Annotated in this window: 14 protein-coding genes; 8 read left to right on the forward strand and 6 right to left on the reverse strand. The window is 71.1% G+C overall.

Going from position 1 to position 20,326, the window contains the following annotated elements:
* The first annotated feature begins 83 nt into the window (after positions 1 to 83).
* The 6 genes from Dsi01nite_RS53700 to Dsi01nite_RS53725 all read left to right on the forward strand — a co-directional run bounded on the left by Dsi01nite_RS53700 (position 84) and on the right by Dsi01nite_RS53725 (position 10,809).
* Complete coding sequence (locus tag Dsi01nite_RS53700) at positions 84 to 1,169, forward strand: sugar ABC transporter substrate-binding protein (protein WP_203854266.1); 1,086 nt, start codon at positions 84 to 86, stop codon at positions 1,167 to 1,169.
* Positions 1,170 to 1,270: 101 nt separating this feature from the next.
* Positions 1,271 to 2,167, forward strand: coding sequence for an ABC transporter permease (locus tag Dsi01nite_RS53705; RefSeq protein WP_203854267.1), 897 nt, complete (start codon positions 1,271 to 1,273; stop codon positions 2,165 to 2,167).
* The gene (locus tag Dsi01nite_RS53710; RefSeq protein ID WP_203854268.1) at positions 2,164 to 3,690 is read left to right on the forward strand and encodes a sugar ABC transporter ATP-binding protein; all 1,527 of its coding nucleotides are present in this window, start codon (positions 2,164 to 2,166) and stop codon (positions 3,688 to 3,690) included. The genes Dsi01nite_RS53705 and Dsi01nite_RS53710 overlap by 4 nt, the downstream gene beginning before the upstream one ends.
* An 82-nt stretch (positions 3,691 to 3,772) precedes the next feature.
* The gene (locus Dsi01nite_RS53715; protein ID WP_203854269.1) at positions 3,773 to 4,759 is read left to right on the forward strand and encodes an ABC transporter permease; all 987 of its coding nucleotides are present in this window, start codon (positions 3,773 to 3,775) and stop codon (positions 4,757 to 4,759) included.
* A gap of 28 nt (positions 4,760 to 4,787) precedes the next feature.
* Positions 4,788 to 6,284 (forward strand): aldehyde dehydrogenase family protein, encoded by a 1,497-nt coding sequence (locus Dsi01nite_RS53720; protein WP_203854270.1) that lies wholly within the window; start codon positions 4,788 to 4,790, stop codon positions 6,282 to 6,284.
* A gap of 220 nt (positions 6,285 to 6,504) precedes the next feature.
* Entirely contained in the window at positions 6,505 to 10,809 is a 4,305-nt protein-coding gene (locus Dsi01nite_RS53725; RefSeq protein WP_203854271.1) for a LamG-like jellyroll fold domain-containing protein, read from the forward strand.
* Positions 10,810 to 10,967: 158 nt separating this feature from the next.
* Here Dsi01nite_RS53725 and Dsi01nite_RS53730 read toward each other — a convergent pair whose 3' ends face one another.
* Together Dsi01nite_RS53730 and Dsi01nite_RS53735 are read right to left on the reverse strand one after the other, a co-directional pair.
* On the reverse strand, positions 10,968 to 11,807 hold the full coding sequence (locus Dsi01nite_RS53730; protein WP_239137163.1) for a polysaccharide deacetylase family protein: 840 nt from the start codon (positions 11,805 to 11,807) through the stop codon (positions 10,968 to 10,970).
* A 46-nt stretch (positions 11,808 to 11,853) separates the two neighbouring features.
* Positions 11,854 to 12,786 (reverse strand): alpha/beta fold hydrolase, encoded by a 933-nt coding sequence (locus Dsi01nite_RS53735; protein ID WP_239137165.1) that lies wholly within the window; start codon positions 12,784 to 12,786, stop codon positions 11,854 to 11,856.
* Between the two features lie 82 nt (positions 12,787 to 12,868).
* Here Dsi01nite_RS53735 and Dsi01nite_RS53740 point away from each other — a divergent pair, with 82 nt between their 5' ends.
* A complete protein-coding gene (locus Dsi01nite_RS53740) occupies positions 12,869 to 13,822 on the forward strand; it encodes a helix-turn-helix transcriptional regulator (RefSeq protein ID WP_239137167.1) in 954 nt (317 codons plus the stop codon).
* Positions 13,822 to 15,279: an ankyrin repeat domain-containing protein gene (locus tag Dsi01nite_RS53745; RefSeq protein WP_203854273.1), complete on the forward strand. Its 1,458-nt coding sequence runs from the start codon at positions 13,822 to 13,824 to the stop codon at positions 15,277 to 15,279. Before Dsi01nite_RS53740 ends, Dsi01nite_RS53745 begins: the two co-directional genes overlap by 1 nt.
* Here the strand turns inward: Dsi01nite_RS53745 and Dsi01nite_RS53750 are convergent.
* Genes Dsi01nite_RS53750 through Dsi01nite_RS53765 form a run of 4 tightly spaced genes read right to left on the reverse strand, consistent with a single transcriptional unit; the run spans position 15,268 to position 20,313 of the window.
* Positions 15,268 to 16,215 (reverse strand): hypothetical protein, encoded by a 948-nt coding sequence (locus Dsi01nite_RS53750; RefSeq protein WP_203854274.1) that lies wholly within the window; start codon positions 16,213 to 16,215, stop codon positions 15,268 to 15,270. The genes Dsi01nite_RS53745 and Dsi01nite_RS53750 overlap by 12 nt on opposite strands.
* An 8-nt stretch (positions 16,216 to 16,223) precedes the next feature.
* The gene (locus tag Dsi01nite_RS53755) at positions 16,224 to 17,303 is read right to left on the reverse strand and encodes a ring-opening amidohydrolase (RefSeq protein WP_203854275.1); all 1,080 of its coding nucleotides are present in this window, start codon (positions 17,301 to 17,303) and stop codon (positions 16,224 to 16,226) included.
* Positions 17,300 to 18,688, reverse strand: a complete 1,389-nt coding sequence (locus tag Dsi01nite_RS53760; RefSeq protein ID WP_203854276.1) for an amidase — start codon at positions 18,686 to 18,688, stop codon at positions 17,300 to 17,302. Before Dsi01nite_RS53760 ends, Dsi01nite_RS53755 begins: the two co-directional genes overlap by 4 nt.
* Positions 18,685 to 20,313 carry an ABC transporter substrate-binding protein gene (locus tag Dsi01nite_RS53765; protein WP_203854277.1) on the reverse strand — a complete coding sequence of 543 codons (1,629 nt, stop codon included), beginning with the start codon at positions 20,311 to 20,313 and terminating at the stop codon, positions 18,685 to 18,687. Before Dsi01nite_RS53765 ends, Dsi01nite_RS53760 begins: the two co-directional genes overlap by 4 nt.
* Between the last annotated feature and the right edge of the window lie 13 nt (positions 20,314 to 20,326).

The raw sequence follows: 20,326 nt of genomic DNA on the forward strand, positions 1-20,326 counted from the left end.
AACCCGCAAGATACGACGACTCCTCTCTGGTTGTGCCACACCCCGCCGGACCCCTGCCGGCACTGAAGAGATTGAGGATCAGCATGAGAATCACCCCACGTCCCGCCGTAGCCTTACTGAGCCTGACACTGGCCGCCGCCGCCCTGGCGGGCTGCAGTGAGGAGGCCGCGGGGGACAAGACCGCCACGGACGCGGGCGGCTGCAAGCCGGCCGACGTCAAGCTGGTCGGTCAGGTCCGTAACGAGTCCAACCCCTACGAGGCCTCGTGGCTGGCCGGTGGCGACGCCTTCGCCAAGTCGGTCGGCCTGACCCAGGAGCGCCTCACCTACGGCGGCGACTCCACCAAGCAGCAGGAGCAGATCAGCCAGATCCTGGCCAAGGGCGACAAGTGCCTCGTCCTCAACGTGCTCCCCAACGGTGACTCGGACACCGCTCCGATCGTCAAGGGTGCCGACAAGGCCGGTGCCTACCTCGTCACGCAGTGGAACAAGCCGGCCGACCTGAAGCCGGCCGACTACAAGACGTGGGTCAGCCACATCACGTACAACGGTGTCGAGTCGGGCCAGCAGATCGGCGACGCGCTCGCCACGGCGATCGGCGGCTCGGGCGGCATCATCGCGCTGCAGGGCGTCCTGGACACCGCGGCCGCCAAGGACCGGTTCGCCGGCCTCCAGGCGTCGCTGAAGAAGAACCCGGGCGTCACGCTGCTCGACCAGCAGGCCGCCAACTTCTCCCGCGCCGAGGCGCTCACGGTGACCAAGACCCTGCTGACCAAGCACGGCGACAAGGTCAAGGCCATCTGGGCGGCCAACGATGACATGGCCCTCGGTGCGCTGGAAGCCCTCCAGCAGGCGGGTCTGTCCGGCAAGGTCGCTGTTGCCGGTATCGACGCCGTTCCGGACGCCGTGAAGGCGGTCAACGACGGCACCATGACCGCGACCGTCTCCAGCGACGGCACCTGGCAGGGTGGCATCGGTCTGGCGATCGGCTTCTGCGTCGCGACCGGCAAGCTGAAGGTCGCCGACATCGCCGCCGCGAACCGGGCGTTCTTCGCCAAGCAGTTCCTCGTCACCAAGGCCAACGCCGCCGACTTCTCGCAGCCGAAGACGACCGCGTCCGACTTCGAGTGCGGCAACGTCTTCAACCGTGTGGCCGGGCCCCTGACGTGACCGTGACATCCGAGGTCGTCACAGCGCCTCGCCGTAGCTCTCGGCGAGGCGCGTCGTTCCGAGACGCTGGCCCACCGGTCGCACTGGTCGTCATCTACCTGGTGTTCGCGGCCCTGAGCCCGCAGTTCCGCAGTCTCGGGAACGCCCAGAACATCATGGATGCCGCCGCGGTGCTCGCGGTCGTCACCTGCGGCATCACGTTCGTGCTGATGATGGGGTCCATCGACCTCTCCTCCGCCGGCGTGATGGGTGCCTCGGCCCTGACCGTGTCACTCCTGGTGGCCAACAATCGCAACGACAACGACCTCGGACTTCTCGGGATCGCGGTCGCGGTCCTGCTGGGCTGCGCGTTCGGCTGTCTGAGCGGGCTCGCGCTGGTGCTGCTGAAGGTGCCGTCGTTCATGGCCACGCTGGGGGTGTCGGCGATCGGGCTCGGCGTCGCCACCCTCATGTTCGCCGGCGTCCAGCCCAACATCACCGACGCCATGCTCAAGGGCTGGGCGATCGACCGCTTCCTGGGGCTGTCCTATCTCACCTGGATCGCCGTCGCGTGCATCCTGGTGGGCTGGCTCATCCAGCGCTACACCCGGCTCGGCCGATACGCCTACGCGATCGGCGGCGCCGAGGAGGTGCTCGCGCTCTCCGGTGTCAAGGTGAAGCCGTACAAGGTCGCGGTCTTCGCCCTCGCCGGAGCCTTCTACGGTCTGGGCGGGGTCATGGTGACCAGTCAGCTGGGCGCCGGCCTCGTCCAGGCCGGCAACGGATACGACTTCTCGGCCATCACCGCCGCCGTCGTCGGCGGCACCCTGCTCACCGGGGGCCGGGGCGGCGTCCTGCACTCCGCCGTGGGCGTCCTGCTCGTCATGGTGCTCACGAACGGGCTCGTGCAGGTCGGCGTCAGCCCCTACTGGCAGGGCGGGGTCGAGGGTCTCATCGTGGTCGCCGCGGTCGCCGCCGCGGTCATCCCGCAGCGTCGCAGAAACCAGGTGGTCAAATGAGCGTCGCAGAAATGCCGGCGCTGGAGGTCCGCGGGCTCGTCAAGCACTACCCGGGCGTCAAGGCGCTCGACGGTGTCGACCTGGTGGTCCGTCAGCACGAGGTCCTCGGTCTGGCCGGCGAGAACGGCGCGGGCAAGTCCACGCTGCTCAAGGCGCTGGTCGGCCTGGTCACCCCCGACGCCGGTGAGATCTACGTGCGCGGCGAGGCCGTCAAGCTCCGCAGCGTCGTCGAGGCCGCCAACCACGGCATCGGGATGGTCTTCCAGGAGCAGTCCCTGGTGCCCAACCTGACCGCCGCGGAGAACATCCTCCTCGGCAGCGAAGGGGCCTCGGTCCGTCGCGGCCTGTACCGCTGGGACGTCATGCGCCGGCTGGCCCAGGAGCAGCTCGACAAGATCGGGTCGAAGATCGACCCCCTGGCCAGGACCGACTCGCTGTCCTTCGCCGACCGGCAGATGGTCGAGATCGCCAAGGTGCTGCGCATCGAGCAACGCAGCCAGCACCCGCCGGTGATCATCCTGGACGAGCCGACCTCGGTGCTGGAGTCCAAGGAGATCGACACCCTGTTCGCGCAGATCCGCCGGCTGCGCGAGTTCGCCTCGGTCGTCTTCGTCTCGCACCGTCTCGACGAGGTGCTGGACGTGTGCGACCGGGTGACGGTGCTGCGCAGCGGCCAGTCGGTCGGCGAGGTCGCCGCGGCCGGTGCCGTGCCGCGCGAGCTGCACCGGATGATGATCGGGTCCACCGGGTCGGACGACCACTACCACGAGAACGCCGCCTCGGTCGTCGGGTCCGAGCAGCCCCGGCTGTCCGTCCGCGGGCTGTCGGGCAAGTCGTTCCGCGGCATCGACCTGGACGTCGCGGCCGGTGAGATCGTGTCGATCGTCGGCGTGCACGGATCCGGCCGCGAGGACGTCTGCCGGGCGCTGTTCGGCGCCGAGCCGGCCACCGCCGGTGAGATCCGGATGGACGGCCGGAAGATCGATCTTCGCAGCACCCGTGCCGCGTGCGCCGCCGGCATCGGCTACGTGCCGGCCGAACGCAAGATCGAGGGCATGGTCGGCCCCATGTCGGTGGCCGACAACATGACCCTGACCAAGCAGAAGGCGCGCTGCGCGGGTCCCTTCGTGGCACCCGCGAAACAGGCCAGCCTGGTGGACCGCTGGATCGAGCGGCTGTCCATCCGCACGCCGACCCGTGACACCGCGATCCAGCGGCTGTCCGGCGGCAACCAGCAGAAGGTGGTCCTGGCCCGGTGGCTGGTCGGCGGCGACATCAAGCTGCTCCTGCTGGACCATCCGACGCGCGGCCTGGACATCGGTGCCCGCTCGGAGGTGTACCGGCTGATGCGTGAGCTCGCCGCGAGTGGCGTCGCCACCGTGCTGCTGGCCGACAGCCTCGAGGAGGCCATCGGCATGGCCGACCGGATCCTGGTCATGAACGACGGACGGGTCGTGACCGAGGTCGCCTGCCCCGCCGGCGGCAAGCCGAGCCCTCTGGACCTCGTGAAAGAGATGGTATGAGCGGTCAGCGGAGCGGCTCGGGCCGCTCATCATGTGACAGGTTCGGCTCAGGTCGACGCCGGAGCGCAGCGGAGGTGGCGGCATGAGCACTCCAGTCGCTGTCGCTGAACCTGCGGCCAATCCAGCGGGCCCGCGCCGTGCGGGGCGACTCACCGGGTTCATGCCGCTCATCGCCCTGGTGGCGCTGGTGCTCGCCCTGGCCATCGCCGATTCGGACTTCCTGACCACCCGGAGCCTGACCGCGGCGCTGCGGACCGCGGCGCCGCTCATCGTGCTCGCCGCGGGGGCGACGCTCGTCGTGCTCTGCGGCGGCATCGACCTGTCCATCGCGGCCCTCGCGTCGCTGTCGACCGTGCTGCTGGCCCTGTGGCTGCCGGACCTCGGCGGCCTCGCCACGCCGGTGGTCATCCTGGCCGCGACGGCGATCGGCGCGGTGCAGGGCGTGGCGCACGTGCTGCTGCGGATCCCGTCGTTCATCGTCACGCTGGGCGGGATGAGCATCCTGTCCGCGGTCGCCCTCGTCGTCTCCGGCGCCGGCACCGTGCGGGTGGTGGACGACACGCCGGTCAAGTGGCTCGAGCTCTACGTCGGCGGCTACGTGCCGATGTCGGCCGCGGTGGCGATCATCGTCGTCGCGGTGATCGCCGTGGTCCTCAAGGTGACCCCGCTGCAGAGCTGGGTCTCGGCCACCGGCTACTCCGAGTCGGCCGCGCGGCTCGCCGGCACGCCCGTCGACCTGGTCAAGATCGCCGCGTTCTGCGTCTCCGGCGCCTGCGCCGGGCTCGCCGCGGTCATGCTCGTCTCCCGCCAGTACAGCGGCGGCCCCACCATGGCCGACAACCTGCTGCTGCCGGCGGTCGCGGCGATCGTCGTGGGCGGCACCGCGATCACCGGTGGTCACGGCAGCGTGTGGCGGAGCCTCGCCGGCGCGCTCGTCGTGACGCTGCTGCGGGTCGGCCTGCCGATCGTCGGCGTGCCGTCCGCCTACGAGCAGATCCTGTACGGCGTCATCATCGTCGTCTGCGTCGCGCTCACCCTCGACTGGTCCAAGGTCTCGATCATCAAATAGCCGATCCCGGCACCTACGGAAGGCCATCATGCCCCACGAGAACTCCCCGCTCCTGCCCGCCGTCCGCTCGTTCCTGTCCTCGCCCAAGCAGCTGCTGATCGGCGGCGAATGGGTGGACGCGAAGGACGGCAAGACGTTCGCCACCGTCAACCCGTCGACCGAAGAGGACCTTGTCCAGGTCGCGTACGGGTCCGCCGTCGACGTGGACCGCGCGGTCGTGGCGGCTCGCACGGCGTTCGAGCACGGCTCGGCGTGGTCGAGGTTCACCCCGCGGCAGCGCTCCCACCTGCTGTGGCGCATCGGCGACCTGATCGACGCCCACGCCGACGAGTTCGCCCAGCTGGAGGCCCTCGACAACGGCAAGCGCGTCGAAGCGGCCCGCGACGGTGACGTGGCGATCGCCGCCGAGCTCTTCCGGTACTTCGCGGGCTGGGCGACCAAGATGGAGGGCACCTCCATCCCGATGTCCGTGCCGGGCCGGGAGTTCCACGCCTACACCCGCCGCGAGCCGGTCGGCGTCGTCGCGGGCATCGTGCCGTGGAACTTCCCCCTGCTGATGGCCTGCTTCAAGATCGTCCCGGCCATCACCGCGGGCAACACCGTCATCCTCAAGCCGGCCGAGCAGACGCCCCTGACCGCGCTGCGCCTCGGCGAGCTCCTGCTCGAGGCCGGCCTGCCCGCCGGCGTCGTGAACGTCGTGCCCGGCTTCGGTGACACCGGGGCCGCGCTGGTCGACCACCACGGCGTCGACAAGGTCGCCTTCACCGGCAGCACCGAGGTCGGCAAGAAGATCGCCGCCGCGGCCTCGGGCAACCTCAAGAAGGTCTCCCTCGAGCTCGGCGGCAAGGCTCCCAACATCATCTTCAACGACGCCGACATCGAGGCCGCCATCGCCGGCGCGGTGCTGGGTGGCTACTTCAACGAGGGGCAGTGCTGCGTCAACGGCTCGCGCCTCTACGTCCAGCGGGGCGTCTTCGACGAGGTCGTCGAGGGAGTGGCCGCGGCCGCGCGCGCGATCAAGGTCGGCGACGGCTTCGACCCGGCCTCGCAGATGGGTCCGCTCGTTTCCCGGGAACAGCACGAGAAGGTGCTGGGCTACATCCGTGGAGCGGTGCAGGATGGCGCCGTTCTGAACGCGGGAAGCGCCGACGCGGTCGGTGAGCGCGGCTATTTCGTGGCGCCGACGCTGATCACTTCCGTGAACGAGCAGATGGCCGTGCAGACCGACGAGATCTTCGGCCCGGTCGTGACCGCGATTCCGTTCGACACCGAGGACGAGGTCGTCGCGGCCGCGAACAACACCGTGTACGGGCTCGCCGCCGGTGTCTGGTCGCAGAACATCGGCACGGCGCACCGCGTCGGTGCCCGGCTGCGGGCCGGCACGGTGTGGCTCAACACGTGGCACGCCGACGACGTCACCTTGCCGCGCGGTGGCTTCAAGCAGTCGGGCTGGGGCCGCGAGCTCGGGTCGTTCGGCCTGGACGACTACACCGAGCTGAAGACGGTCATCGCCGAGCTGCGTTGAGCCCGGAGCAAGCCGTTTGAACTGACGAGATAGGCCCCCGGGAATGCTTCCGGGGGCCTGCCTCGCGTTCGGATGTGGTTCTCATATGAGAACGCTGTAATTTTATGTTCACGTATATGGACACAGTTCTTGACGATGTATTCATAGTTGCCCTACGTTCAGGCTCTCCGTGATGGCGTCCGCCTCGCCCTCACGTCCGCCGAACCTCAAGGGATCTCTTATGAAAGTGCCCCGCAGGTCGCTCCGCATCCGCCTATCCACTCATTTCGACCGATTCTCGTCCCGGGCCACCACGGCGCTCGCCGCTCTGACGCTGGTCGCCGGTTCGGCGGTCGCCGTCGCGCTGCCCACCCCCGCGCTCGCGGCCCCTGACAACGATGGCCGGCTCAAGGTGCTGCTGTTCTACAAGGCCAATTTCCACGCGTCCAACGTGGAGGCCCGGCAGGCTGTGCGTAACCTGGCGACCCAGCTCGGCGCCCAGTACAACCAGCCGGTCGACATCCAGGAGACCGACGACCCGGCGGCGTTCACGACCGCCAACCTCGCCATCCAGGACACGGTGGTCTTCGCGCAGACCGGCGGCGTGCTGTTCAACGCCGCACAGCGCAGCGCGCTCGAGGCCTACATCCGCGGTGGCGGCGGCTACATGGGCATGCACTACGACGCCTGGTCGGTCGGTGAGAGCGAGGCCGACGTCAACCCGTTCTACTACCGCCTCGTCGGCGCCGTCTCCGAGGGACACCCGGAGAACCCCGGCGTGCGGCCGGGCCGGGTCTTCGTGCGGGACGCCACGCACCCGCTCGTCGCGGGCGTGACGACCAGCATCACCCGCAGCGACGAGTGGTACGACTGGGTCGTCAACCCGGGACCCAACGTCCGCACCCTGATCGAGGCCGACGAGGCCTCGTACGGCATGGGCCGGCAGGGCTCCTCGCACCCGCTCACCTGGTGCCAGACGATCGACTCCGGCCGGTCCTGGTACACCTCCATGGGCCACGAGGGCACCGCCTACGCCGAGCCCTACATGCTCGCGCAGATGAAGAACGGCCTCGCCTACTCAGCCAAGCTGCTGCCCGCGGACTGCTCCCCGCCGCGGAAGGACTCGGCAGGTGCCTGGAGCGGCGTCACGCCGTGGCCGCTGGTGCCGATCAACATGGCGCTCACCTCCGACGGCCGGGTGCAGTCCTTCGGCAGCGTCGGCGGCTGGGCCAACGACACCACGCCGTACGACTGGACCGGCAACGACGGGGTGACCCAGGGCGGCCAGATGGAGGTCGACGTCTGGAACCCGGCAACGCCGAGAACCCTGGCGAACCTCCGCGACGGCATCATCCCGAACACCACGTACACCGACCTGTTCTGCTCCATGCAGGTCCAGATGCCGCACGACCACTCGATCATGACGGTCGGCGGCGACGACGGCATGGGCGGCAACGCCCCGAACGACGGCTCGATCGGTGTCACCAGCTACTCCACGAACAACGGGCTGCAGACCGAGGCGCCGCTGAACATCCCGCGGTGGTACCCGACGGGCACCACGATGCCCAACGGCTCCGTCGTCGTGCAGGGCGGCACCCTCACCGGCGGACCCGGCGGCGCCGGTGTCAAGACCCCGGAGATCTACACGCCGGAGACCGGCACGGGCTGGAAGCTGCTCACCGGCGCCACCAGCACGGCCGCGTACGGTGACGGCGGCTCCGACCACGCCGGCAACGACGAGAACCGCTGGTGGTACCCCCGGGCGTTCGTCGCCCCGACCACCGGCACGCTGTTCAACATCACCGGCACGCAGATGTACGAGCTGAACCCCGCCGGCAACGGCGGCACCGGTCAGATCACGCTGCGTGGCACCCTGCCGGCGAACATCTCCAACCAGGGCGCCAACGGCAACCCGGTCGGTGCCACGTCGACCGCGGTGATGTACCGCCCCGGCAAGATCATGCAGGTCGGCGGCGGCTGGTGGGGCAACGGCGGTGGCCCGGACGGCGCCCGCGCCGGCTTCACCGTCGACATCACCGGCGGCACCGCCAACCCGGTCATCACGGCGATCCCGCCGATGAAGTACCAGCGGCACTGGCTGACCTCGACGCTCCTGCCCGACGGCCGGGTGCTCATCACCGGCGGCAGCCGGGAGAACAACGGCAACGGCAGCTACGTCACCAACCCCGAGATCTGGGACCCGGTCACCAACACCTGGTCCGAGGTCGTCGTGGCGCACGAGCACGCCCGGCTCTACCACTCCACCGCCCTGCTCCTGCCCGACGGCCGGGTCATGGTCGGCGGCGGCGGCGCTCCCGGTCCGCGCAACTACACGGACGTGGAGTACTACTCGCCGAACTACCTGTTCAACGGCGACTCGGTCGCCCCGCGGCCGGTGATCAGCGCCGCGCCGCAGAAGATCGGGTACAACGGCAACTTCCAGATCACCGCGACCGGCACGGTCTCCCGGGTCACGCTGGTCCGCAACGGTTCCGTGACGCACGGGTTCAACAACGACCAGAACTTCCAGGACCTGGCGTTCTCCCAGTCGGGTGGCACGGTGAACATCACCTCGCCGCTCAACGGCAACTACGCCCCGCCCGGGTCGTACATGCTGTACGTCTGGGACAACACCGGCACCCCGTCGGTCGCGAAGATCCTGCAGATCGACCCGTCGGTCCTCATGACCCAGCTCAACCCGCGGGTCGTCGACCAGTTCGAGTACCCGCGCCTGCCCGCCGAGTGGCGCACCAACAACCCGCCCGCGACCGTCGACGTCGCCGCCGGCAACAGCCGGATGTCGCCGTGGAACGTCGTGAGCCAGGTCCAGCTGGTGCGCGGCAACGCCACCGGTCAGGGCGGCATGGGCTACACCGGGTACCAGCTCAGCCTGGGCACCACGGGCAACATGACCCGCACCGTCAGCGACCTCACCCCCGGCAACACCTACCGGATCTCGCTGCGCTACGCACGCGACGCCCGGTCGGCCGGGACCGCCGCGGCGACAGGCACAGTGACGATCGGCAACCTGAACGCCACACTCACCGCCACGACCGCCCAACCCTCGACGGCCCCGTACGCCACGTACGTCGGCACCTTCACGGCCGCGACCGCTTCGCAGCTGCTCACCCTGAAGGCCGCCGCGGGCAGCGGTGCCGGCCTCAACGTCGACGATCTGGTGATCGTGGGCGACAACGCACCGCCGCCGGCCACCGGTATCCCGATCCGGTACGAGTTCGAGGAGGGCACCGGCACCACCGCCGTCAACACCGGATCCGTCGGCAGCGTCGGCTCCGCGATCCTGACCGGGACCACCGGCTGGGCCGGCAACGGTGTGATCGGCAAGGCGATCAACCTGCCCGGTGGCAGCACCGCCAACGCGGTGGACCTGCCGGACAACCTGCTCCAGGGCGCGGCGAACTTCACCACCGGGTTCTGGGTGCGCCCCGACACGAAGTCCAACTGGACGGGCCTGTTCCACATCGGTGACGGACTCGGCGCCGCCGGGAGCTACTACCAGATCCAGATGCAGACCCAGGCGAACGGGAGCACCGGCCTCGCGGTCACGTTCAAGGCGAAGACCGGCCCCGAGGAGCGGGTCTACGCCAGTCCCGCCCAGGACGTGGTCGCCGGCCAGTGGAACCACGTGGCGTTCACCCGCCAGGGTTCGATCGGCACGCTGTACCTCAACGGCGTGGTGATCGCGACCCGCACCGACCTGACGATCGGCATGACCGAGGTCGGTCCGACGGCCAACAACTGGCTGGGCCGCAACGGCTACGGGGACGCGGCGTACGACGGCCTCATGGACGACGTACGGATCTACACGTCCGCGTTGACCGCGTCGGACATCGGCGCGATGTACCGGGAAGGCGTCCCGATCCGGTACAGCTTCGACGAGAACACGGGCACCACGGCCGCGAACTCGGGCGCGAAGGCGTCGACCGGCGCGGCGACCCTCCAGGGCACGACGTCCTGGAGCGCGGCCGGCAAGTACGGTCCGGCGGTGAACCTGCCGGGCGGTGCCGCGAGCACGGGCAACCAGGTCCGGCTGCCCGACAACATCCAGGCCGGGCTGACCGACCAGTTCACGGTGTCCTTCTGGGCCCGCCCGGACACGCTGCCGAACTGGGTGCCGCTGGTGCAGATCGGCAGCAGCACGGACACGTTCTTCCTGATGCAGTCGGCCACGAACGGCAACACCACCGGGTTCGGGGCCACGTTCAAGGCACCGGGGGTGGCCACGCAGGAACGGCTCCTGCTCGGTGCCGGCAACGACCTGCCGCTCAACGCGTGGACACACGTGGTCTTCACGATGAACGGCTCGACCGGGAAGATCTACTTCAACGGCGTCCTGAGGGCCACCCGCACCGACTTCCCCTTCGGCATCGGTGCCGTGGGCGTGAGCGGCAGCACCACGGCCAACTTCATCGGTGGGACCAGCTGGGGCGATGACAGGTTCGACGGCCTGATCGACGACTTCCGGCTGTACGGCTACGAGCTCAGCGCCGACCACGTGAACCAGCTGTACGCGGGTCGCCGATGAGCGCTCGCAGGGCGTAGGGCCGATCTGACGCCTGGCGGCCCGCCGGTGCACTGATGACGCCCCAACCGGCGGGCAGCCAGGTTTCGGTCCGAGTGAACAGCACGACGTGGGCCCCGGGAATCCTCCCGGGGCCCACGTGTGGTTGAGCTCGGCGAACCTCACAGTCCGTCGGGGGGCAGGCCCGCCAGGGTGAAGCGTTCCTGGAGCCAGGGCAGCAGGTACTGGTAGGCGGTGATGGTGTTCGGCTGGCCGTTGTCGTGGGACAGCACGATCGAGCCCGGGCGCGTGTGGCCTTTCACGTGGCTCACCACGCGGGAGATGTGCGCCGACGCGCCGCTGTCGTGGGTGTGCTCCCAGTCGCGCGGGTCCACGTCCCAGGAGATCGAGTCCATGCCCAGCGAGCGCGCCTTCGCCACGAGGGCGGGCGTGAAGTTGCCGCCGGGCGCGCGGAAGTACCGGACCGGCACGTCCGTGCCGACCGCCGCGCGGATCATCTCGTTGGTGTGTTTGAGGTCCCAGTCGATGTAGGCGTCGTCGCGCTGGGCGAGGTTCAGCAGGTGCTGCCACGAGTGGTTGCACAGGGTGTGCCCGTCGGCGTGGATGGCCCGGACGAGGTCGGGCCGGTCGCGGACCCGGAACCCGACCATGCAGAACGTGGCGTGGATGTGCCGCTCCCGCAGCATGGCCAGCAGCTTGGGGGTGTTGATCGGGTCCGGCCCGTCGTCGAAGGTCAGGGCGACCGCCGGGCTCCCCGTCGTGATGAAGGCGCCGAAGCGCCCGTCGCCGTCATGGAAGGTCGGGCTGGGCGACGGCGACGCCGGCACGGTGGGGCTGGGCAGGGGCGCGGCGCCGACCGGGACGGCGGACACGGCCGGCGCCAGCTGCGCGGGCCGTGTCACGGTGATGCCGTCGCCGGTCAGCGTGATGAGCAGCAACACCACCACGGCGGCCGGCCGGCCGAAGATCGCAGGACGCACACCTGCCAGACGGGCGAACACCGCGACAGGGTTGCATGCCGCGCCGGCCGGCCGGCCGGCGACCCGGTCAGTGCCGCTGGTCCAGCCACTTCAGGATGGCCCGGTTGGTCTCCTCGGGCCGCTCCTGCTGGATCCAGTGGCCGCTGTCCAGACTGACCACTTCCACGTCGGGCACGAACTCGGCCAGCCGCTCGGACCGCTGGACCGCGTCACGGTCGCCGTAGATCATGAGTGTGGGCTGCTGGATGATCGGGTCCGCGTCCGCCAGCAGACGCCAGTTGCGGTCGAGGTTCCGGTACCAGTTGATGCCGCCCGTGAACCCCGACGCCTCGAACGCGGAGACGAAGACGGCCAGTTCGTCGGCGCTCATCAAGGGATCACCGAGTGGGGTCCCCGCTCCGGCGAGATTGATGAACGACATGCCCGGCTGAGGCTCCGTGAAGGGCACGTTCTTCCGGTACAGGTTGCGAAGGAACTGGAAGGTGTTCTCGTCGAACACGGCGTCGGCGACGCCTGGCTGCCGGTTGAAGTGGACGAAGTAGAAGTCGCCGCCGAGCACGGCCTCCATGACCTCGATCCAGGGCGTTTCCCCGCGCTCCTGGTACGGCAGGCTCAAGTTGATCACCTTGTTGACACGGTTCGGGTGCAACAAGGTCAGGCCCCAGACGACAAACGCACCCCAATCATGGCCGACGAAGGTGGCATTGTCGTATCCGTAGTGATCGAGCAACGCGACGAGATCACCCGACAGGTGCTCGATGTCGTAGTCCGGCACCGCGGCCGGACGGGACGAGTTGCCGTAGCCCCGCTGGTTCGGGACGATGACGTGGTAGCCCGCCGCGGCGAGGGCAGGCACCTGATGACGCCAGGAATAGGCGAGCTCCGGCCAGCCGTGACACAGCACAATGGGTCGCCCTGCATGGTGTCTGCCGGCCTCGAAGACTTCGAGTTCCACGCCGTTGACGGAAATCATGGTCGGTTCGGGAAAATCGGTGGTCATGCCGCCATCCTGCCGACCCAAACCGGTCACCCCATGACCGGTTTCATGTGGAAATGTTGTCGGGGTGCGAGCCGACCGGTTGATGGCCATCCTCCTGCTGCTGCAACAGCGCGAGCAGGTGACAGCGGCAGAGGTCGCCCGCGAGCTGGAGATCTCCGAGCGCACCGCCCGCCGCGACCTCGACGCCCTGGGCATGGCCGGGGTGCCCGTGTATTCCGTGCAGGGCCGAGGCGGCGGCTGGCGCCTCGTGGGCGGCGCCCGCACCGACCTGTCCGGGTTGACCGCGGGTGAGGCCCGCGCCCTGTTCCTGGTGGCCGGCCCGGCCTCGGCCGCGACGCCGGCCGTGAAAGCGGCGCTGCGCAAGCTCGTCCATGCCCTGCCGGAGCCCTTCCGGGTGCAGGCCGAGGCGGCCGCGTCGGCGCTGGTCACGGACCCCCGACGGTGGGGGTCGGATCGGGTGGAGCACCGCCCGCCCCGCTTCCTCGACGAACTCCAGGACGCGGTGATCCGTGGCGTCCAGGTGCGGCTCGGCTACGTCGACCGCACCGGCACCGAGACCGGGAGAACCGTCCACCCGCTGGGCATCGTCGCCAAAGGGCCGTCGTGGTATCTCGTCTCCAACACCGAGGCCGGCCGGCGGACCTTCCGGATCGACCGCGTGTCGTCCGTCAACCCGACCGCCGATCCCGTGCACCGACCCGAGGACTTCGACCTCGCCGGGAGCTGGCGCGAGATCGCCGACGAGGTCGACCGCAGGCGAATGCCCCTCGAGATCCAGGCGCTCTGCACGCCCCACGGGATACGCCTGCTCCGGATGGGGTTCGGCGGCCGGCTCGAGGTGGGAGGCCCCACGCCCGACGGCCGCGTCGAGGTCGTGATCCGCGGCAACGACGAGTACGTGATCGCCGGCGAGCTCGCCGGACTGGTCGAATGGCTCGAGGTGACCGGCCCGCCGGGTGTGCGGGCCCACCTTGCCTCGATCGGCAGGGCGCTCCTCGAGCGATACCCTTGCACACCGCCGTCGGGAGGAACGTGATGCGTCAGCACGGCGTGCCGGCCGGCATGATCGAGCTGGCCACACGGCGGCGGCTCGCGGGAGACTGGCGCGGCGCGTGCGAGGCCGCCAACATCGCCCCGGACGTCGACCTCGCGGCCGTCTCCCGCACCTTTGGTGTTGAGGTCGCCGATCGGGTCGCCGACGATCTCGGGCACCTCGTGCCCGACCTGCTGCGCTGGCACCTGCCGGGCCCCGCTGAGCCGCTGAACGCCACCGGCCCGTTGACGCCGCTCAGCGTGTACGGCACCGGAACAGCGTTGTGCGTGATCGGACCCGCCGCCACGGACCAGCCGCAACGGCTGACGCTGCGGGTCGGACCGGTCACCGCCGAGGACGAGCACCGGGGTCTGCACCTGTCCCGGGAACGCTGGGACGACCGGCACACCACCGAGCTCCTGGCCCGCTGCGGCAGCTTCGACGACGGCACCGAGCGGGTCCTCCGCCTGTTCAAGGAGGTCAGGGTCGCCGAGGCGTGGCGCACGGCCGGGTTCGTGCTCGACGCGCCGGAAGACCTGGTCAAGCACTACCGGCCGGGCCTCACCATGCTCGCCGAGCGGGCCCGGCACCTCGCCGGGATCACCGGCAGTGACGTCGTCATGGCGCGGCTGCCGTCGTCCCACGCCCTCCTGCTCGACCGGCTCGACGACCCCGCCGGCCCCCGGGTGCGAACCGTGCCGACCCACAACGGGCCGCCGGACGGGGTGCCCGTGCTGCCGCACGCCGCCCAGCATTACCCACCGGTGCTGGAGCGGCTGCGCTCCGGCGAGTACGACCCGGCGCAGCTGCACCCACTCGTCGGCGCGGCGCTCTTCCCCTCGCGGGCACCCACGTCGCCGGCCCCCGCACAACTGCCCGGTCCGGTGGAGATGCTCTGCGGCGCCGGCGTGCACAAGGTGGCGGTCCGTGACGGCGCCCTGCACTTCCCGCACCCACCGCAGGAGCTGGCCCGCGAACGCGCCCTCAGCGCCCTCACCGGTCGCGCCCCGACCGGCTGCGCCGCCGTGGAGCAGAACTGGGGGCGATCCGACGGGTGGCTGCCGCCGCCGCTGGTGCACCTGCGGATGGAGCTGCTGCGGTACGTCATGCACGGCGAGTCGGCCGAGGTCGAGGCGCTGCTGGACGCGGGCATCGACCCCCGCGTTCTGGACGCGCGGGGACGGAACCTCGCCCACCTGCTGCCGTGGCTGTTCCCGGCCGACAGCCGGCTGCGGGTCCTGGACCGGCTCGTAGCCGCCGGGTTGGACGTCGGCGCCGTCGACCGTACCGGCTGGACGCCGCTGCACTACGCGGTCCTGCGGGGCGGGTCGGCGTCGCTGATCCGGGGCCTGCTGACCGCGGGCGCCGACCCCTCCCCGCCGGGCGGGCCCCCGCTCGACCTCGCCGGCCCGGCCCGGCGGGAACGGCTCGCCCCGCTGTTCGGGGGGTCACTCCGGTAGGCGGTCGACCGCGAGGCCGAGGCGTTCCACGACGAGGCAGGCGAGGGCCACGTCGCAGGCGGCCACGCCCTGCACCACGGCGAGGATGCGTTCGTCCGGGGTGGTGCGGCCCGGCACCTCGCCGTTGACGACGGCGGACAGGGTGCCGGTGAGCCGGGCGCGCAGCTCGGCCGGGGCGAGGCCGGTCCTGAGCCAACCGGCCACCGACCCCACCGTGCGGGCGAACCCGAGCTCGTCGACGTAGAACCGGTCGGACGCCAGCAGCACCCCGGCGGCGATCTCGGCGCCGCCGCCGAGACCGATGACGGCGCGGCGCGGCTCCAGGTGCCCGGCGTGGATCACGGGTTCGGTGGCGGAGGTCACCGCGATGATCACGTCGGCGCCGGCGGCGGCCTCGTCGACGCTGTCGTACGCCGCCACCGTGACGCCGTCGGCGCGATGCCGGGCGGCGAAGTCGGCGGCCGCGCCGGCCCGGCGGCCGACCACCCGGATCTCCTCGACGGCGAAGCCGGCCGCGCACGCGGGAGGCACGAGGTCGGCGATGCGGCCGGTGCCCACGAGGGTGAGCACCCGGCTGTCCGGCCGGGCCAGCAGCCGCGCCGTGACCACCGCCGAGGCCGCGGTCCGCAGCCGGTGCAGCCAGGTCTCCTCGACCCGGGCGAGGGGCCGGCCGGACGCGGTGTCCAGCAGCAGGCACCAGCCGTTGCCGCCGCCCGGGTGTGATGGGATCACCCGGACACCGGCGGTCCCGTACCGGTCCAGGACGGCCCCTTTCAGCGCGAAGCCCCACGCGTCGTGGTCCAGGCGCATCAGCCCGGGATCGCTGAGCGACGCCCGCGCCGACCCGAGGTCGCCGTAGGTCTGCGCGACGATGTCGATGGCGTCCTGGGCGGAGACGGCATCGCGGGCCTGTGCGTCGGTGACGAGAGGCAGCATGGGAATGTTCAGGCTCCTTCGGGCGCTGCGGGGCCGACGATCGCCACGCACAGGCCGCCGCCGTCGGGCGCCTGGTGGACCGAGTTGGCCGAGATGAACATGCGGCCGGTGCCGAGCACCGATCCGGCGACGCCGCTCATCGTCGCCCGGGTGTGGGTGTCGGCGTCGATGCGGCTGGTGTGCACGGTGGTGCGGGCGCCGCGCAGCGCCCCGTCGTGCCGGTAGCCGGACTTGACCAGCAGGGCCGCGACCCGGCCCGGATCGGCCACCCGGCCGCCGTCGAGCTCGGCGCCGGCGGCGGCGAGGACCCGGCGGACGCCGTCGGCGTCGAGGACGTCGGCGAGCAGGCCGGAGGCGATGCGCAGCGACCCGGTGGCGCCGGCCCGGTTGCCGAGCACCAGCACCTCCACGGCGGCCGCCTCGGAGCTGGAGAAGACCATGGTGCGGCGGGAGTACAGGTCGAGCTCGGTGCCGAACGCGGCGGGCACGACCCGCTCGCGGGCGACCTCCCCGAGCGCGACGGCCGACCCGAGCGCGCCGACCGCCTTGGCGTAGGCCGAGGTGACCCGGGCCGGTGGTGCGTCCGGGGCCGGCGGGTCGTGGCTGACCAGCGGGGTCTTCACCACGGCCAGCTCGACCGCGTCGGCGGTGAGCCCGGCGTCGGCCATCGCGTCCCGCACGGCCTGCTCGACGAGCTCGGCGTGGGCCACGGTGCCGATCAGCGCGCCCGGGATCGGCCGGCTGCGCCCGACGCCGAGGGCCAGGCCGGTGGGCTGGGTGGCCGGGGGGCCGGCCAGTTCGAGGTCGGCCATGAGGTAGCCGAACGGTGTCATCGCCCCCTCGCAGCCGGTCGAGTGCAGGAAGACGGTCCGGTCCAGCAGGGCGGTCCCGCCGTGCCGGGTCACCACCTCGCGGGCCCGGTAGGCGGCGTACTCGCGGGAGAAGTCGTCGATCTGCGCGCTGCCCTCGGTCTTGACCACGAGGGCCAGCCGGCGGATGGTGGCCGCCTCGTGGCGGTGCAGCGCGGCGGTGAGGCCGTCGACGTCGCCGGGTCCGGCGGTGTCGAATGCGTCGATCACTACGGTCATGGTGTGTCCTTCGGTGGCGGGACGGGTCGGCGGTCGGCCCACGGGTAGGCCTGCTCGTACTGCGCGGCGAGGCGCAGCAGCAGCCGGTCGGCGCCGAACGCGGCGATGAGCTGGAACCCGATCGGCAGCCCGGCCGGCGAATGGGGGCCGGGCAGGCTGATCGCCGGTACGCCGGTCGCGTTGGCGATGCCGGTGAACACCCGCTGGTGCGGCGGGGCGAGCTGGTCGGCGGGCCAGGGCATCGCGCCGGCGACCGGGGTCAGCAGCAGGTCGGTGGTGCGGAAGCAGTCGGCGAGCTCGAGGTGCAGCCCGCGGAAGGCGGTGAGCGCGGCCACGTAGTCGACGGCGCTCAGCGACTCGCCGTGGGCGACCATCGGCGGGTAGATGTCGGCGACGACGTCGCGCCAGCCGTCGTGGCCGCGCAGCAGCCACGCCAGCCCGGCGGTGCCGACGGTGGGCCAGTGGGCGTCGAAGGTCGCCACGTCGTGCGGGGCCGGGCCGGCGTCGACCTGGTGCCCGAGGGCGCGCAGCCGGTCGGCCACGACGTCGACCGAGGCGGTGATCTCCGGGTCCACCGGGTGCTCGCCGAACTGCGGCACGTACCGGATCCGCAGCGGCCGGTCCGGCCCGGCGGCGGCGGGCGTCAGGTGCGAGGCGCGGTCGCGCGGATCCGGTCCGGCGATCGCGTCCAGCAGCGCCTCGACGTCGGCCACGCTGCGCGCGAGGGGCGCCGCCACCTCGAAGTCGTGCAGGACGACGGGCAGCCCGTCCACCCGTGGCACCCGGCCGACCGAGGGCTTGAGGCCGACCAGCCCGCAGTAGCCGGCCGGCCAGCGGATCGACCCTCCGCCGTCGGTGCCCAGCGCGACCGGTCCCACGCCGGACGCGACCGCGGCCGCGCCGCCGCCGGTGGACGCGCCGGTCGTCAGCGCCGGATCCCACGGGTTGCGGGTGGTGCCGTGCAGTCGCGTGCTGACGTTGCCGCGGCCGAGGGTGAACTCCGAGACGTTGGTCTTGCCGAGCACGACCCAGCCGCGTTCGCGCAGCCGGGCCACGCACAGCTCGTCGCGCGGCGCGACCCGGCCCTCGAACACCCGACTGCCCCACTCGCACGGCATGCCCGCGACCGGGATGTTGTCCTTGACCGTCAGCGGCACCCCGTCGTAGGGGCTCAGCGGCTCGCCGCGGCGCCACCGCAGGGTGCTCTGTTCGGCCTGCGCGCGGGCGGCGTCGAACGCACGGTGGGCGAAGACGTTGAGGCGCTCGTCGACGCGGGCCGCGTGCTCGATGACGGACCCGACCACCTCGGCCGGTGTCGTCGACCCCTCGGCGTAGGCCGACGCGAGTGCTCGCGCCGACCTACGCCACAGTTCGGTGGAGGTCACGTCGTGGGCCGCAACGCCCAGTAGAGGATCACTGGTTCGGGGGTGAAGGCCAGGCCGGTCACCCCGGTGGCGCTGACCATGGTCCGGCCGGTGAGCACCAGCGGCAGGAAGCCGGCGTCCTGCGCGGCGAGCTGCTGGATCCGTTGGTATGCCTGGATCCGCTCGTCGCTCGGGGGCGCCATCGCGTGCCGCGCCTGCAGCGTGTCGACCTCGGCGATGCCGGTACGGGCGAAGTTGACCACGCCGCCGGTGACGCTCCACAGCTTGACCGGGGTCTTCGCGTCCTCGACGTACGTCGACAGGCTGAACAGCACCATGCCGTCGTCGGGCGCGCCGGGCGACTTGCTGGTCGCGCGGCCGATGATGAGCTTGAACATGGCCGCCGACGTCTGCGGCTCCAGCGTCACCTCGATGCCCAGCGGCTTGAGGGCCTCCTTGATCAGCTGGGCTTCGGTGGCGAAGGTGGGGTCCTCGCTGGGGTACCGCAGCTTCGTGCCGATCTTCGGGTTGCCCGCCTGTGCCATCAGGGCGGTGGCCGCGGCCTTGTCCCCGTAGGACTTCCAGGCCGGGTCGTAGCCCGGGGCGGCCGCCGCCACGTAGGAGTCGGCGCGGGTGGCCTGTCCGAACCAGACGTTCTTGATGATGCTGTCGTAGGGCAGGGCGTGCGCCACCGCCTGCCGGACGCGCTGGTCGGCGAACGGCCCGGTGTCGGAGGCCAGCTGCAGGTAGACGTAGCTGGACGTGGCCGCGTGCGCGACCCGGAACGCGTCGGACTTCAGCGAGCTGGTGTCGCGGGGGCTGAGTCCGTACAGCGCCACGTTGACGCTCTTGCCCTTGAGCAGCGTCGCCACGTTGCCGTCGCTCACCACCCGCAGCGTCACCGTCTCGAACGCCGCCTTGTTGATCTCGTTGCCGGGCACGGCGGCCAGGTTGATGGTCTGGCCGACCTGGCGGCTCTTCACGAAGTACGGGCCGCTGCCGGCGGTGTTGTTCTTCAGCCACTCCTTGGCGATCGGGTCGTCCGCGGTGGCGTGGCCGCGGGCCACCTCCGAGTCCACGATCCCGTACCAGCAGGTGCGCAGCGTGGCCAGGTTGACGTCGCTGGCCTTGACGGGCGCGCCGGCGCTGTCGGTGTAGCGGATCGCGACGTGCGCGTCGTCCGGCGCGGTGATCTGCTCCGGCTTGAACACGCCGCTGTTGTTGAGCTCGACGGCGCCGTTGAGCTTGAGCGCGCGCTGCAGCGACCAGACCACGTCCTTGGCCGTCAGCGGGTTGCCGCTCGGGTAGAACTTCAGGCCCGGGCGCAGCGTGAAGGTGATCGTGTCGGCGGCGAACGTCCACGACGCGGCCACCGCGGGCGTCGAGGTGAGACCGTGTGACACGGCGTGGTCGCCGTCGGCGTCGAGCTGGTAGCCGACCAGGTTCTGGTAGACGTTCATGGCCAGCTCTTTGTCCTGGTCGGTCCGGGTGTCACCGGGGTCCATCGTGGACACGTCGCTGGGCCAGGCGGCCACCAGGCCGGTCGGCGCGGAGCTCGGCGTGTCCGTCTTGCCGGAGCACGCGGTCAGCAGGGGGACGAGCACGAGCGCGTACGCCAGGCGCCGGCGTAAGCGGGAACGGGTCATGGCAGCGGTCCTC

Source organism: Dactylosporangium siamense (assembly GCF_016862795.1).
GTDB lineage: Bacteria > Actinomycetota > Actinomycetes > Mycobacteriales > Micromonosporaceae > Dactylosporangium > Dactylosporangium siamense.